Raw genomic sequence first — 17,045 nt, 5'->3', positions numbered from 1 at the left:
AAAAGGTGAAACAAACTATCTCATAATTTAAATCGGAGCAAACACCCTAACTACGGGATGTTTTCATTATTCGTCAATTGAATAATGAAAGCATATCAAGTGTGGGAAGAAAAAGACGGTTGGTTAAATCTTGGTGGAGATCAGTGGGTATATAGTAACCCATCGTATATTAAGGTTGAAAAGAAAGAATTAATAAACCTGATTGCAGAGAAACATGCTGTTTCAAAAGTGATAACTTGCGGTTCTATTTAGCCCCATCTTAGTAAGATAAAGTTGCTGCGGGTACTGTAAAATGCAAGTGAAGGGTTTATCATTGATACGAAAGTTAAGGTGATTGGATATCCACAATGCAAGGTACACGTATTATATAACGGCAAATGATACTTATGTTTATTGAATCCATGCAAGAATATCAGGTAACAGAAGGATGATAACAGCAAATAAGAGAGCACTTCAATTACAAAAAACAAAGAAATTCGTATAAAGAAGCCATAGCATATTAGATTGACTCCAAGTATGAGTAATAATACGATGTGAAAATCACACAGCAAGCTACCGCCTCCAATTAGGTATATTGCTGTTAGTATGACCAATTAATATGGTAGTAATATAGAAAAAATAATACGTTGGATAGTGAAGATTTAGGAGATATGACGAAGTTTGGTGGGGACAATAGGCATGGTAAATGAGAGATTTCCGAATGATAGCAAGACATAAAGAAATTTACGAAAAAAAGAGCAATCTCAGGTGAAGTGACCCCTAAAAGTTAGACACGGTTATTTCATTAGGCAGCTTGATAAAAGTGAGTCCGGTATTGTACCGGGCTCATTTGTAATTTTGCCTTAATCCGTTTCGTATTATAATAATCTATATATTTTTCTAATTCTATTTTAAAGTGCTCTACATTTTCAAATTCTTTTATGTAGAGGAACTCCGACTTCATAATCCCAAAGAAATTTTCTATTACTGCGTTGTCGTAACAGTTGCCTTTTCGAGACATACTCTGGACAATAGCTCTTGATTCAAGTGTACGGACGTACTGTCTCATTTGATAATGCCATCCTTGATCCGAATGCATCAGTAGCTGGTGGGTTTCAGGTAAACGTTCCAATGCTTTCTCTAACATGTCTGAAACAAGCGAATACGTCGGTCTAGAACCAATTGTATAGGTAATAATTTCACCATTATACAAATCTAATACAGGTGATACATACAGTTTTTCTCCAAACAATTTAAACTCTGTGATGTCTGTTACCCACTTTTGATTCGGTGCATCTGTATGAAAATTACGCTCTAAAATATTAGGGGCAATTCTACCGACTTTTCCTTTATAGGATTTATATTTCTTCATACGCACAACACACTTTAACCCAAGCTCTTTCATAATGCGCTGAACCTTCTTGTGGTTCACTTTCTGGACACGATTCGTTAATTCATCACGAATGCGACGGTAACCATAACGACCTTCATTTTCCTCATAAATCGCTTTAATCTCAGCTTTCAAATCGGCATCTACATCTGGACGATTCATTTTCTTTACTAAATCATAATACGTGCTTCGAGGAATAGTAGCTAGCTCCACGAGTGCCTTCACCGAATATTTATGCCTTAATTCATAGACTACTTGCGCTTTGTCTTGTTTTGTGATTTTTCCTTGTTTTGAACTAAGGCATTTAACTTTTTTAAGTACTCATTTTCCATCTCAAGCTGTTTAATGCGTGCTTCAAGTGCTTCACTGACCCTTCAGCTAAAGGTTGTTTTAATTGTTTATTTGAATCTTTTTTCATGGATGGACGCCTCTTTTTCTTAGATTGAAGGGCATCAATTCCTTGTGTTTCGAGCTGTTTTTTCCAAACAGAAATCGTTGAAGGGGCAGGAATATTAAAGATAGCTGCCGTCTCAAATAAGGACATACCGTTTTCAATCATAAAGTTTAGTACGTCTAGTTTAAATTGTTGTGTGTAATTTGTACATCGTTTTAGAAAAGCTTCCAGACCATTCTGTTTATATTGGTTTACCCAATTCAAAATGATTGTGTCACTTATACCGAGCGATCTACCCATTTCTCGATAACTTTCATTTCCGTTCAAATAACGTAGAACGATTTGTATTTTTTCATCAGCTGTAAATTTAGCCATAGAAAAACTGCACCTCCAATTGTTAGACTGTGTCTAACAATTGGGGTGCAGTTCAAAGTTGGTTGGAGAATTGCTCTTTTACATAGTTTGTACGTTTATTAATTGGATAAAAATCTTATATTTTTAAATTAGAAGGTATCTCTGTATCTGTGATTTATAGAAGATTATCAATTATCACCCCATGTACCATTCTCATTGAAGTAGTGCTTTTTGAAGTCTCCTTCCTTGTTTTTAACTCTTGCTGTTTCATCGTGGAGCATACGCCCTGTGGTATCCTTGAAGTCTTTGTTGCCTTCTTTGTTATCTAGATAGTACCAAGAACTGTGTTTACCATCCCATGTACTCTTTTTCCCCACTTGCATCCATCCAGTCGTCATTTCTCCTTTGTTAAAGACTTTGCCGTCATCGTTTTTCGTTCCGTCTGCTGGGCTGAGGTAATAAGTATTTCCTTCATATGGTTGTAACCACCCAGTCACCATTTCTCCTTTGTCAAAGGTTTTGTGGTCGTAATTTTGAAAGCCGCTGTAAAGACTCAAATAATACCATTTACCGTCATTTTTAATCCAACCAAAGTTTGTATACGTAATTTTTTTGCCTGATATGGCCTCGAAACTTCCTTCGCTTACTGTCAGGTTACGATATAATTCTCGTTTCTCCTCAACTTTTAAATCATTAATGCCTTTAATTTCTTTATCTAATGTGTGTATTCTGCTTTCGGTACCTAAGTTTATAGATATCCCAGGTACAATTAGATTTCGTTTTTCGGCTATTTTTTTATCTCGTGTTTTTAGTAACGTGGTAAGGTCATTGTCTCCCTTTTTAAATGTATCTTCAATATATTTCGCATAGGTATTAATAATGCTCTCAATGTTATCTGTCTTAAACTCCGCGTTTAAGGTACTGGATTTATCATATCGGAAGGGCTTTGGATCTGTTCCATGCGTTTTTAGATATTTTAAAAATAGTATATGAGCTGCGGCAACCTTAGTGTATATAGGCAAATCTACAATTGCGTTATTTTCTTGCTGAGTGAAGTGCATAAGTGAAGTGAATTTGTCATTAACATCTTTTGCTTGATTTACGGAGTACACCATGTATATCCTTTACACTACCATCATAAAAAGTACCTGTATTCAATGAGTCTTCGAATTTTTCCATTGTATGTTGCTCGCCCTATCTTTGCAGTAAGCTTAGCCTCCAATGCATTTAGTTTTGAATCTAATCCAGCTTGCTCTGGCCATATGTAACTAATTATTGGAGAAATAACCATTCCTACGCTAGAGATTTTCCTCACTGCTGCAATACTTACCTGTCGAATCAGGTCGTTCAATTTTGCGGAATCACTAGATGCATCACGCATAATTTTAGCCACATCTTCTGACGTAATCTGTGTTTTTTGCTTAAGCTCTTCACTTAGATCTTTTAAAAATCCTTTTGGTAGTTGGTGTACGTTAATATTCATAATAATATCTTCCTTTCTATCGAATAAAATATCCTATCCCTTTGATTAAGAGATAGATAAAAATCCAAAGGATTGTATGTTGTGACTCGTAAGTACATACGCCTATATTTGATATGCGTTTGTAAGAATTCTATTTGACAAAAGAAATGGAGAGAGTCAGCAAAATACAATCGTAATTTGGATTTTTAATATATCCTTAATCTAGAGTAGCATCCCAAAAGGATTGAGACATTAAAATGTATTTTTCTAATACAGTTCATGGGATAGTAGAGCCGAATCGAGATGGCCTGAAATTATTGAATATATTTAAAAATTATTCTAAATCGATTTATTACGAAAGATCTAGTTTGTCTGTCCTGAAGATAAACTAGATCTACTCGAAGTTTTTGTATAATTCAATGTAAAACATGCTAATTTGCAATGTATTTTAATAATAATTAGAAATAACAAAAGTATGGATATGCAGAATTCTCGGCTATCTTAATAGATAAAGAACAAATTTTTTTGTCATATTCTTTGACAAATTAGACCTTTATATAGTCCATATAAATCTAAGATACTAATTGTAGGAAGAGTGAAAAAATTGTGGAGCTAAAAATAAGGAATTATGTTGGAATCAGTTAATACAACTCAAAACCCTAAATTGGAAAGTAATGTATTTGTCGCATTCTTTAATAAAGAATAATATTAAAGTTTAAGTTAATGAGTCCCTATATTATATTTATTAACATTAAAAAAAGAATTACATTAAAAAATGTATAATATAATATCCTTTATCCAACAATTCCGCCCTTCATTTAAGTTACGTCTAACATTTATTTGATAAACGATTCGGGCATAATTAAAAAAAAGACTTAGCCTTTATAGATTTTATATTGTTAAATTTTTATTTAAATTTATAATGATTTATAAAATTAAAACTATTGATCGGAGGCTGTTTTACGATGAAAGTTTCCAAACAAACATATTATGTAGAAGGAACAAAAGATGCAAAAGAAAATTATATATATGAAGTCTTATTAGAATCTGACACATCTTTAATGCATGAGGCCGCCGAGTGTCTTGCAGATACCTTTTTAGGGATTGAAATAGGTGGAAATTTTATTTCAGAGCCAGTACTAACTGCAGTACATGTATCTAAAAAAACAATGACAGAATTTCTAATTGAATTTTTTGAAATACATGCGAAAGAAGGATTAACAATAATTGCGAAAGATAAAAAATCGAATAGAATAGTAGGCGTTTTTGCGTCAGAATTATATGATCCCACAAAAAATTTCCCAACATATAAAGATAAATATAAAGAATTGAGTAAAATGATGGAATTGTGTGATTATTTCGGCGAGAAATATTCAGAGTTTATTCAATTAAAAACTAAGCAAAAAATAAAAAAAGACGAACACATTCACGCATTTATGATTGGAATAAAGCTGAAATACAATAAAAAGTTTGTTGGTTTGGAAATGCTGAAATTTTTGGAGAAAATAGGGATTGAAAAAGGGTATAAATCTATTTTTGCAGAACTAACAAATATTCGTTCTCAAAAATTATTTACCCTAGAGGGTTGGTCAGCCTCTTTGGACAAGAATGGTAACCCGATTGTATATACCTATGCTAACGATCCAGTCTTTAAAAGTATACCTAGACATATAAGTCTTACCTGCAATCTTCATTACAAATTACTAGATTGATTTTTTCATCATTAGATAAAAAAGGTTAGAGTCGTTCATATTTGACTAATTTATCTTTTAACTTACGTCATCAGTATAAATAGTGGTTCCTTTGAGATCAAAAGCTAGGTATAAGTATATCCATTGTCTCTTTATTTTGAAATATATTTTATCGAATCGTCAAGAGCCAGTAATTCATTTTAAATGGTGACGTAATTTTTTATCTAATTTGGGCCCATTTAGAATTTTATAGGCATCACAAAAAAGTGACAATAGTAGCCAACTGCTATCAAAAAGATATCTTAATTTAAATTTCTTTTCTTTAGATTAGCTTATAAATGATCTTTCTCACTCTACTTTGTAAACGGTTAATGTAATTTTAAAAACTTTGAAATAGAACTAAGATAAATATCCCATAAAAATAGATACTCATGGGTTGTATTTTTTTCTTTCTGTCGATTAATCTTTATGAAATTTGGTGGTCATGAAGTTAAGGGTATTTTAGGTGAATTGGCACCGTATTTATTATCTGTAGACATTGTATTAAGGATTTTGACCAATCATGGAGGATATGAGGGGGGATGTGCGGTAATGGGACACATTGTAGATATTTCAAAGTGGAATGGGAAAATTAATTGGGATATAGCAGCAACACAATTAGATTTTGTAATTGCTAGGGTACAAGATGGTTCGAACTATGTAGATCCGTTATATGAGGAATATGTGCAAGCAATGAAACAATATGGTATTCCTTTTGGTAACTATGCATTTTGTCGCTTTGTTTCTGTGGAAGATGCGCGGGTAGAAGCACGTGATTTTTGGAATCGTGGTGATAAAAGTGCGACCATATGGGTTGCAGACGTGGAAGTGAAAACAATGGATGATATGCGAACAGGTACACAAAACTTTATCGATGAACTAAGACGGTTAGGAGCGAAAAAGGTGGGTTTATATGTGGGTCATCATATGTACGCATCGTTCGGCATGGAAAATGTGCAAGTAGATTTCGTATGGATTCCTCGTTATGGTGGTAACAAACCAGAGTACCCTTGTGATATTTGGCAATACACTGAAACAGGAGATGTACCTGGTATAGGAAAGTGTGATATGAATCAATTAATGGAAGGGAAATCATTATCCTGGTTTACAGATCGAGGAGAAGAAATGATGAGCGAGAGTGGAATGAATAATGGTTATAAATACATAAAATCAGGTGATTTTGGTATAAAAGTGTTACAGGAAACAATCCAATCAATGGTTGAATGCGGCATAAAAGGAAAAATTTTGGTCAATCCATTATCGGGTCTTTGTTATATGCAAACAGAAGTATTACCCGATAAGGAATTAGATAAAATTATTTATTGGATGAATACTCGTCCAGGAGGAAAGTGGTGGTATGAGTATATCCAGATAAAGTAAGCAAAACAAGGAGGTCGCCTCTTCCCTGTCGTTAGGATTTTGACAATTCTCTTTTTTAATCTAAGGAAGAATCTTAGGAAAAATCATAATAAAAAACTGTAAACATAATATCACTTTCGAAACATTTTCTAAAATGGGAAATGTTTTGAAAGTGATAATGCTTCCATTTGAACAAACTTTCCTTTTCGATATCAATCACACACCATTTTTAGAATAACGCTAGCAGTATATCTAAGTTTAATAGATTACTTGAAAGAGTTATTGTATCAGAACCTTATAAACACTACGCTTATATGACAGCATACACAATAATTTAAGATCATGTTTTTATAAATATATATTCTGAAGTTGTCTTTAAAATAGAAAGACTAGGAGTGTATAGAAGAGAATATTAAGCATGTAATTGGCTTTATAGCGTTGTCTAAGATAAAGATGCTATAGGATTAGGGGTACGACTGAGAAGATATTTTTTTGATAATAATTAAAGATACATTTTTCATCTCACCTATTTATATTGCTATAGTAATTCCTTTTTTGTCATTCTTAGATGCGGTTTCTATCCCTTAAATTTATATAACTTAATAACGAAACGTAAACATAAGTAAAAGTACTAAATAATAGATTTGTTTAGTAAAATATTATTCCTTATAAAAATTAAAAGGTATAATGAATCCCTTGTGTATAGTTATTTACTATATTTTATCTTTTATTGATATCAAATAATTTTTTCATAATAAATACCTCCTGTATTCTATAAATTCTGTAATTTCACTAGATACATCCATACTAATACACATTATCTTTAGTCTAGAATATTGGTATGCCCAAGTTGGAGGGGGGGTATTTTCAAATTTTTAGGATTTTTTCAATAATAACATTAAAAAAGGAGAATTTAAAACATGAAAGAAATTTTAAATTTATTTCCGAGCGCTGATGGCAATGAAGAAAAACAAAAACTTTTTTTAGATTCTATACAGAAAATAGTCGAGAGTTTTGATAGATTAAAAGATGAAAACCGAGCAATTTTAGGTAGCTATGAAGAAAAATCAGATGGCTACTATAATAACTTAATTGATCAAAGTCATATACCACTGTCTGGAATTACTATATCTGAGGTTATAGAAGAGTTAAAACAATTTATGAATAATCATCCTTACCAAACTAAATATTACTTGACTAACGCTATACCACTCGCAAGTATTCCATCATTATTAGGTACACTAACCATGGCGCTCTTAAATAGTAATAGCGTTTGGGATGTATATGGTCCTGGGGCAGCAAAAGCAGAAGTGAAAGTTGTATCCATGCTTTCAAAGTTGATTGGTTATAATCCACATAATAGCGGTGGTTATACAACATGGGGTGGACAAGGTTGTGTATTTTCGAGCTTACGTTTAGCAATTTCTAAACAATTCCCATTAGCAAAAGAATATGGTGCTCCACAAAATGTATATTGCTTTGCTTCTGAAAATGCACACTATAGTTTATTAAAGTCAGCTGAAGCAACCGGCATTGGATCAAATCACTTAATTAAAGTGAAAACTGATCCTTATTCGAATTCTATGGATATAGATGATTTAGAGGCCAAAATGATACAAGTTATTAATAATGGCGGTATCCCCCTTTATATTCTAGCTACTATGGGGTCAACAGATACATTTACCATTGATGATATAAAAAAAATTAAAGAGAGCGCTGAAGCAATACAAAAAAAATATAAATTAAAACCCATTTATATCCATGCGGATTCTGCAATGGGTGGATTTTATAGTTTCTTTAATAATTATAATTTCGAAGAAAATCCACTTTCATTTGAACCCAACTTAAAAAATGCTTTACTATATGTACAAGATAAAATAAAATACATGACACTTGCTGATAGTGTATGTTTTGATTTTCATAAATTAGGACAAACACCTTATGCTTCAAGTATTTTAATCGTAAAAAATCATACTGATTTACAACTGATGGACATTGAACAAGATGACACACCTTATCTTGGTAATAGGTCATATGGTAGCTATCATACAAGCTATACCTTAGAATGTTCACGTTCTGGTAGCGCCATTCCGATGTATGTTACTTTATTAGCATTTGGAATTGAAGGCTATCAAAAATTATTAGCGAATTATGTTCGCGTAAATTTATTATTTAGAGATAAAATACGTAAGTCTCTTCCCAAAGTGGCAATAACAAATAATTTTACATATGGGCCAATTACAACTCTTCGTTTTTATATGAATGGAGATGGACAAAAAAATTGGAAAAAGGAACGGACAGGTCTTGCAACACAAAAAGAAATTGAGGAGACAAATCGGTTAAATATAAACATATTCAATCAATTAGGGAAAAATCGTGATCAAATGTTCTTTGGTGATACAACTCGCTCTTGTATAGTAAATGTAATAAACAGTTGTGATAGAATGCCAATTGCCACATTAAAATTCTTTTCTATCTCACCATATACAACTGTTGAATGTTTAGATGAGATTGTAGTATTTCTTATAAAACATATTTCTACCGCTACTGAAAAGATTGATTCATATGAAATGGTATAGTGATATTGAAATATTATACTATGGTTTATAAGTCAAATATATACTATAAAATGAATCTTATAGTATAATTTTTACATAATAATAAATGAGTATCTTACTTCGATACTTTAATGGCGAAATTTCAAATAAACATACGTTTTAATACATATTACTTATTAGATTAGGAGCCTTTGAAGGATATTGAATTATAAAATCTTTCTATGAGATTTTACTTTGAAAATAAATAGCTTAATCTCTTTACATGAAAAATAACGTTTCAACCTATTCAAAATCAAAATTACTAAAAATATAATAAAGATGTGAGTTTTCAATCTTATAGATTAAAATCATAGCAAAAAAGGTATAGAATGGACTTGTACATTCTATACCTTTTTTTTGTTCTATTTCAAACTCGTTTTGATAACTGACAAGTACACTCACAGAAACGTAAAAATATGATGTTAATAAAATTAGAGTATTAATATCCGGCTGATGTCTATTTGTTTCCCAATTTTTAATCTGAGTACTGGTTAAAGGGCATGATTTCCTTAATTTTTTTAAAATCAAAGAAAACAAACAAATAGAAAGATTTATCCAATCTAATCAAAAATCATCCTGCTATATATGTACTAAAACAATGAATTTCCTATATCTATTGTGGCCAAGTTTTGACGTCTTGTACGTTCCCTTAAATAACGTTCCGTCGTTATAATAGATTCATGTCCTAAATAGTCACGTATTTTCTTAAGCTCGACACCTTTTCCCATCAAATGATTTGCAAAGAAGTGCCTACAGGTATGGGGTGTAATTCTATCTTTTCGGTAACGTAGAAATGGTAAGTTTGTTTCTTCAATTTTTTCTGCTACATATTTTGATAAATAGTCGGCTCTATAATGTGAGCCATCCGCTTTAGGTAGAAAAGCAGATATGCTAGAGGCGTCCAATTCACTTGTTTGTTTACGCAATTGACGAAGACGACAAATATCATCGAGTACATCCTCAAAGATACGGACTTCTCTAGTTTTATTTCCTTTTCCAACTACACGTAGGAGATAGACATTTAAAGAAGGATGGAATGCAAGGTCAGCCCATTTTGCATTTGCAACTTCCTCGATCCGGAGACCGGTAGTGGTAAGGAGGAAAAACAAGGAATACATAAAGAAAGTTGTTTTTTTCAATGTATCTAAAATTTCATTCACTTCTTCTGCAAATAAGTCGCGGTTGACCAACTCTTCTTTTTTTACAGATACTTTTTTAAGGCGACTACTAAAGTTATCTGAGAGTCCCTTATTATCATAAATGTATTTTAAAAACTGCTGAACCACTGTTTTTTTTCGGCGTAATGTAGTGGCAGCATATTTCTTACTTAGTTGATAGAAGTAGATTTCCATCTCGTTATGGGATAGCTCCTGAATGGTTCCGATTGTCTCTTTTATATAACGAAGAAAATGAGAAAGATCGTGCAGATACAGTTTTTTTGTTCGCTCACTTCTTTTTTTCGTTAGAGAAGGCTCATCGTGTAAAAATAAATAAACCAATGATTCTTCACTTAATTGAGAATAGTCAATATTTCGGATACCCATACCCATAATTTTTTCGAAATGACTGCTATCAAAAAAATCTGATTTTGATTTTACAATTTGGTTATTATGTTCGTAATTTATAATATTCAAATATAAACACAACCTTTGACAGAATGAAATATAAAATAAATATTTTTATAGTAATAATTATACCACAATAAACAGATTATTTATTGTGGTATAAATTGAAATGATTAAATATATATACCTAAATATTTAACGTTTCTGTTTAGATGATTTATAATGGAAATGTTTAATTGTTTTTATTTGTACATTTCAATCCTAATGTGGTAGGAGGAGATTTTTTTGACTAATCTTCGTCGGAAAATTTTACATGAAATCTATAATTTAGAAGATACCCATTGTTCAATTTGCCCTCTGAACAACCTATCAGTGAATTGTACAGATGAGCAAGAACAGGCAAAACAGAGAAACTACAAACATTGTAAAGGTTGTCCCATTTTCGATTCCATCCGAGAGAAAGGAGAGCAATTGAATTCTTTATCGAAAAAGAGTACATTTAATAAGGTACGAGAACGTTATATGGAAAATCCATTTAAGTATCTGCAGTATAAGGAGTATTCAATCACAGATGTAGTAAAAGAAACAGGTTTAACAAAGTATCAACTAAGAAAATTTAAACAACAGCTAGAATGAACGTTTCGGATGAGGTGAGAAATGGACTATTTATCTTTAGAAGAGGTATGCGATAGGGTAGGTTTAACAAAAAATCAATTAGGCTATTTAATTAAGTATAAACAGATCGAACCTATCAATCTGGCTACCTGGAAAGCAGATGGCGGATATCGTTTTGAGCAAGAAGATGTAAAAAGGTTAGAGAAATTATACAAAGACTCTTTAACATTAAAAGAAGCAGCAGAATTTCTAAATAAATCTAAAACTTACGTTCATAATGCGGCTAAAGATGGGATATTGCCCTTTAAAGAGATTGCTAAGGGGAAATCTACTGAACGATTGTACTTAAAATCCGATTTGGAAATTTTCAAAGAAAGAATTGAAAATAGATCAAAAGAGGATTCGAAAGAAAAAAAGCAGCATTTAAGTCTATACCTTGATGAAAAGGTATTAGAAGCAATAAAGAAAAAAGCTGAAAAGAATGGGTATAATGGCTACAAGAAGTTTGCTGAAGACATTTTATCCGCGGAAGTAAAAGAAGACATAGAAGAATAGAAATTCTAGTGAAAATAGACCCTAAAAAACAAAAAACGTTATAAAGGGTCTATTTTTATTTTTAATAGTTTTTTTAACTATTAGGTATAAATGCATTGCCTAAGACAGAAGTGTTGTTTATAAGCGGATTTGAGAGGTAGATTTTTGGGGCTGTTTTAAAAAATTTCATTTTAATTACAATAAAGGTTTTATATATAAAATATAGAAAATTGAGAGAAAGATGATGGGCGATTTTATGAGCGTTTTATTTAAGATGAAAAAATTGTAAAGAAAGTAATGAGAGGTAATGATACCAGGATTATAAATATAAAGAATTCATTTGAAACTTGGTAGGCCTCTATGAGTATGCTAGAGGGTTTGGGCAAACATACATCGCGGAATACCTTAAAAAGCATACAAACTTTATTTAAAATTTACATTATCAAAAAATATCGTATCAAACTAAGGTTAATTATAAAGAAATTAAGAAATATAGTATACATATTGATATTATAGTAAACTAAAATCTTGTAAAGCCCCTAAACTAAAAAGATTATGAATAGATTAAAATTGGACGGATTTTCTATTTTAGAGTGTAGAAGTATGGTAAAATAGAAGTATAACTGTATATCGTGTGAAGGTGGGTTTGTTATTATCCCTTCTTTCCATTTGGAAGGAAAGGGGGTGATATAACATGGAATTTTTGTTTGAACTTTTAAAAGAAATTGCAAAAGCAGTTGTGCGTGAGCTTTCAGCATACGTATTAAGAAAGCAACTGCAAAAAAAGGACAGCAAAAAACCCACTCTTCGCCGTAGGAAGCTCAAGCGTGGGTCTAAAAAAAGATAATGCATAATAACAACCACCTTGACAGTAGCAGTTATGAGACGGGATGTTCCAGCATCTCGTCTTTTTAGTTTATGCAACTCAGTTAAATATTATACTATCTAGAGTAAACATACCATATTTTTATTTTTTGGTCAATTTCTTAATACATTTATGGCCGCAGTTATAATTACATTATTTATGATAGAAGAAAATAAAAAACATGGGATTTATTATATATTTTAATAATTAAATAATAAAACATAATTATTATATGAAAATTACACAATTATTTATCTGGTTTATTGTGAATGAGACAATGTTATTAAAGAAAAGAGTAAAGAGGAGGGAAATGGAAATTTAAAACTTCCTTTTTATTTCTTACACACCTTTCTACTTAGTTTTTTGTACAGCCTTTTTTTAAATATCTATATCCGTTTAACATATCTTTTGAAAATTGATTTGGATATAGATCATTTAGCATAGCGTAGGAACTTGAATTCCAAAATTTTTCTAACGGTGTCTTTAAACCATTCTGAATTAACCATTTACAAGTATATATTTTTAATAACTCTTCATATGCAAGTTGTTCTTTAACTTCAATTGTCCATTTTAAAGCTTCTAAGGCTCTCTGCTTTGTCCAATAATTATATGGAGTTACAGATAGTTCCCATTCTTTAAAACGTCCTGGATACAAATCATTTAGCATACGATAAGGACTATTTTTCCAAAATCTATTTAGTGGAACAATCATTTTATGTTGTTTTATCCACTTTCTACTATAAGTTCTTTTTAACTCTTCGTGTGTAAGTTGTTCTTTAACTTCAATCGTCCATCTTAAAGCTTTTAAAGCTTTTTGTTTTGTCCAAAATCGATTTGGAGTGGAAATTAATTCCCACTCCTTAAATTTGTCAGGATATAAATCATTTAGATAGGCGTAGGGACTATCTTTCCAAAATTTAATTATAGGTGTCCGTAAATTTTGCTGATTTAGCCACTCTAAACTATATAAATTTTTTATGTCTACATCGGATAATTTTCCCTTAACTTCAATCGTCCATTTAAGGGCTTCTAAGCTTTTTTTAATTGTCCAAAAATTCATAGGAACTTTTTTTAATTGCCATTCTTTGAATCGACTTGGGTATAGTGCATTTAGCATAGCATAGGGACTATTTTTCCAGAAGATTTTGCATGGTGATGATAGACGATGTTTTGTTAACCACGATTTATCAAAAACATTTAATAATTGTTCCTCTGTTAATTTTTCTTTTTTTTCAATTGTCCACTGTAATATCTCTAGAGCTTTTTGTTTTGTCCAAAAACCTTTAGGTACATTTGATAATTGCCATTCTTTAAATTGATTTGGATATAACTCATTCAAATAAGCATAAGGACTGCCGCTCCAATACATACCACAAGGTGTGTTTAATTTATGGAATTTTAACCATTTTTCTCCATATATATATAATAATTGTTGATGTGTAAGTTGTTCTTTTTCTTCAATTGTCCATTTTAAGGCCTCTAAAGCCTTCAGCTTTGTCCAAAAATTTATAGGTGCCATTCCTAATTCCCATTCTTTTACATAATTAGGGTAAGAATCATTTAGCATTGCATATGGACTTGAATTATATTTGGAAAGAACAGTTGATAATTTCATTTTTTGAATTAATTTCTGATTCCACCCATGTCTAATTGCGTCCTGATCCCACTGTAATACATGATTAATTAAATACTTTGTAACACGCCTTGAGAGTTCAAAATTTATATCTTCATTCCATGTATTAGATGGAAAGCGTTTTCTTTTTCCATCTAATATTTCTTGATAAATCAGTTCAATAGTAATTGAATCCATATTCTTTTCCCCTTAAATGTTATGAAACTTAATTGCTTTCTCAGAATTAAAATTTTCATTTGATAATTATTAAAAATTTCTTTGCAAATCTATAATATATGAGTGTATTTATTATTTACTTTATAATGATGTAACAAGGAATAAAAAGTCATAATTTGTCCTTTATGCAGACAAATTATGACTTTTTATATTACACGGGAACAATGAAAAATGTATATAGCATGAAACTATAAGATTTCTAGAGTGTGAATATGTATTATAGGAGATAAAAGCTAAAATAGAGTGCATTAGAAGTGATTTTTTATAATTACTTTAGAGTTTTCTAAATTAAAAAGAATATAATCATACGGAAATAGAAGTGAATGATTAAGAAAAAGCAATGAGAAAGGCAATTAATGATATCTAAAAGTGAAAATTCATGAAAAAATGACACTATTTAAAGTACCTTATAATGAATTACTAATTTAATAATCTATTTTTTCACTATCTAATGTAATATGAATTTCTTGCTTTGGTTTTGCAGCAATAATCCATGCATTGGGTAAATAACGTTCTTTATGAGATAAGGTAGATGGCGAATTTTCGATGCTTCCCAGTAAATACAATGTAGCGGGCGAACCTCCATCCATGGCCATTGCAATGATAGCTCCTTTTTTATAAAGAATATCTTGACATTCTTTTAAAGTTGCTCCTATACTATATGCTTGTCTTCCATCTATAATTAAAAACATAATGGATCCGTCTTTTTTTTGAGCCATAATGCTACGTGGCCCTGATCCCCAACCACCATCACCTTCAGTAATCATCTTTTCTCCGTTAACAATTAGCTGTGGCATAAAACCAGCTGCGGAAATTACTTGCATATTTATTAATTCTTTTGTAGTATAATTCCCTGTTATCATTTGTCCAAATTTGGTTAAATCAGTAACTAGAGTAGGTTCACTTATTTCAGGATTAGAATTAATAACTTTCCCATTCTCTAATACAATTCCAGTAGCTAGATTTCCTCCACCCTTACCAGTTTCGTCATTAAATCCACTTGCATTAATGGCAACAACCGCATGATTTCGTTTTCCCATAATACTAATTTTTTCACCCTTTCCTTGTGAGCCCTGGTGAGTAACAAGTGTAACATTTAATGGGTTATTAATTGGTACAAATTTTCCTTTAAATGGGAATTTAGAATTTGAATTGCTTTCTATAGTTTCAATATTTATATTTAAAGGGCTATCTTTCAATTTATTAAAATTATTGTTTAATAAATTCTTATCAGTATTTGTTAAACTATTCATCCATTTAGCATGATTAACATGTTATGATAACTCTTCTAGTTCCTTTGTATTTAAAAATGTGTATTTTGCATATTGTGGGTGTTAAGAGGTCAATATACTTTCTGCAATTGTTAAACGAAAATCATGACCGTATTGGGTACTAAATAATAAAAAACAACTAATAAAAATAAATACAATAAAAAGAATAAAGAATTTCAGTATAAACTTTATAAGATATTTCATTTTTCGTATCTCCTTTAATGTAATTAATCAATTTAACTTAGGGATATTTATAAGGAAGCAGTGAACTAGAGAGAAGTGAATGAAAGATAATTCATTCACTATTTTAAATAGGTGATAGAAATTTTTATAGGTTGGAGTGCTATTATATCAATTTTTCAAAAAGCGTTTTTTGTGTTAATAAACTAAATGTCTATCATGAACTTTTTTGAAGAAATTAAATTATGTTATTAAAAATAATAAATATTATACTGAAAGGTGATATCAACAAAATTATTTTTTGTATTTTTACAACGAAGGAAAATGTGAAATAAGAGGCTATGAAATATTGATATCATAATTTGAGAAAGGTTGTATAAATATAGCTAGAATATATTTGTCAGGATTCAATAACATGTATAATTACTTAAACTTAAAAATTGAGCTCTTGTAGAACAACTTCTTTGATAGTAGAAAGGATATCAAATATGAAGAATAGTGCATTTGACTAATTTAAATTTAAAAAATTTTTTTTGAATATCTATATTATAGTAAAGGTGCAAGGCAAATACCCTTCATCCGTGTAAGTGTTTGTTCATGCGCTTTACAAATCCAAATTATTGAAAGTAAAAAGAACTTGTAATTTTTCTTACAAGTTCTTTTTACTTTTTATATTTGTTAATTTTTAGGAAACTCAATCATTTAAAAGTAATTAGAGACTTCACGCACTATTTTATAACATGTATTAAGCATAAAGATTAGAATTTCTAATGATGGAGTGTAAAGTTCATAGAAGCTAGCCGTAGATAGAAATTCTGCTTTTATATGATTATTATTGTCCTATAAATTATGTGAAAACTAGAGGATTATGCACAAACGATACAATGAGTCCGATTAAAAT

The 17,045-nt window shown here is 30.7% G+C and carries 11 protein-coding genes and 2 pseudogenes; 7 read left to right on the top strand and 6 right to left on the bottom strand.

What is annotated here, in order from left to right:
- The first annotated feature begins 84 nt into the window (after nt 1–84).
- Entirely contained in the window at nt 85–252 is a 168-nt protein-coding gene (locus CN409_RS32640; RefSeq protein ID WP_160292230.1) for a hypothetical protein, read from the top strand.
- 532 nt (nt 253–784) lie between these two features.
- Here the strand turns inward: CN409_RS32640 and CN409_RS09060 are convergent.
- From CN409_RS09060 to CN409_RS09045, 3 genes and pseudogenes are all read right to left on the bottom strand, one after another.
- A pseudogene (locus CN409_RS09060) lies at nt 785–2,138 on the bottom strand (IS3 family transposase).
- A 167-nt stretch (nt 2,139–2,305) separates the two neighbouring features.
- Nucleotides 2,306–3,229 (bottom strand): hypothetical protein, encoded by a 924-nt coding sequence (locus CN409_RS09050; RefSeq protein ID WP_097891175.1) that lies wholly within the window; start codon nt 3,227–3,229, stop codon nt 2,306–2,308.
- Between the two features lie 23 nt (nt 3,230–3,252).
- On the bottom strand, nt 3,253–3,600 hold the full coding sequence (locus tag CN409_RS09045; protein ID WP_097891173.1) for a hypothetical protein: 348 nt from the start codon (nt 3,598–3,600) through the stop codon (nt 3,253–3,255).
- Nucleotides 3,601–4,544: 944 nt separating this feature from the next.
- Here CN409_RS09045 and CN409_RS09040 point away from each other — a divergent pair.
- The 3 genes from CN409_RS09040 (at nt 4,545) to CN409_RS09030 (ending at nt 9,247) form a co-directional block, all read left to right on the top strand.
- Nucleotides 4,545–5,291, top strand: a complete 747-nt coding sequence (locus CN409_RS09040; RefSeq protein ID WP_044306770.1) for a hypothetical protein — start codon at nt 4,545–4,547, stop codon at nt 5,289–5,291.
- Between the two features lie 570 nt (nt 5,292–5,861).
- Nucleotides 5,862–6,689 carry a GH25 family lysozyme gene (locus tag CN409_RS09035; RefSeq protein ID WP_044306774.1) on the top strand — a complete coding sequence of 276 codons (828 nt, stop codon included), beginning with the start codon at nt 5,862–5,864 and terminating at the stop codon, nt 6,687–6,689.
- 899 nt (nt 6,690–7,588) lie between these two features.
- Nucleotides 7,589–9,247, top strand: coding sequence for a pyridoxal phosphate-dependent decarboxylase family protein (locus CN409_RS09030; protein ID WP_097891171.1), 1,659 nt, complete (start codon nt 7,589–7,591; stop codon nt 9,245–9,247).
- A 608-nt stretch (nt 9,248–9,855) separates the two neighbouring features.
- On the opposite strand, the gene CN409_RS09025 is transcribed toward CN409_RS09030, so the two are convergent.
- Nucleotides 9,856–10,899 (bottom strand): tyrosine-type recombinase/integrase, encoded by a 1,044-nt coding sequence (locus tag CN409_RS09025; protein ID WP_097891169.1) that lies wholly within the window; start codon nt 10,897–10,899, stop codon nt 9,856–9,858.
- A 216-nt stretch (nt 10,900–11,115) separates the two neighbouring features.
- Here CN409_RS09025 and CN409_RS09020 point away from each other — a divergent pair, with 216 nt between their 5' ends.
- The 3 genes from CN409_RS09020 to CN409_RS31730 all read left to right on the top strand — a co-directional run bounded on the left by CN409_RS09020 (nt 11,116) and on the right by CN409_RS31730 (nt 12,826).
- Nucleotides 11,116–11,466: a zinc-finger domain-containing protein gene (locus CN409_RS09020; protein ID WP_088610388.1), complete on the top strand. Its 351-nt coding sequence runs from the start codon at nt 11,116–11,118 to the stop codon at nt 11,464–11,466.
- A 21-nt stretch (nt 11,467–11,487) separates the two neighbouring features.
- Nucleotides 11,488–12,000 (top strand): helix-turn-helix domain-containing protein, encoded by a 513-nt coding sequence (locus CN409_RS09015; RefSeq protein ID WP_097891167.1) that lies wholly within the window; start codon nt 11,488–11,490, stop codon nt 11,998–12,000.
- A 673-nt stretch (nt 12,001–12,673) separates the two neighbouring features.
- The gene (locus CN409_RS31730) at nt 12,674–12,826 is read left to right on the top strand and encodes a hypothetical protein (protein WP_170951612.1); all 153 of its coding nucleotides are present in this window, start codon (nt 12,674–12,676) and stop codon (nt 12,824–12,826) included.
- A 373-nt stretch (nt 12,827–13,199) separates the two neighbouring features.
- On the opposite strand, the gene CN409_RS09010 is transcribed toward CN409_RS31730, so the two are convergent.
- Nucleotides 13,200–14,654 carry a DUF4046 domain-containing protein gene (locus CN409_RS09010; RefSeq protein WP_097891165.1) on the bottom strand — a complete coding sequence of 485 codons (1,455 nt, stop codon included), beginning with the start codon at nt 14,652–14,654 and terminating at the stop codon, nt 13,200–13,202.
- 464 nt (nt 14,655–15,118) lie between these two features.
- Nucleotides 15,119–16,168 (bottom strand): annotated as a pseudogene (locus CN409_RS09005) (phosphodiester glycosidase family protein).
- Nucleotides 16,169–17,045: the final 877 nt, after the last annotated feature.

It is taken from the genome of Bacillus sp. AFS012607, assembly GCF_002558005.1.
Taxonomy (GTDB): domain Bacteria; phylum Bacillota; class Bacilli; order Bacillales; family Bacillaceae_G; genus Bacillus_A; species Bacillus_A thuringiensis_S.
The sequence above is the reverse complement of the archived record's forward strand: the minus strand, read 5'-3'. Positions and strand labels throughout refer to the sequence as shown.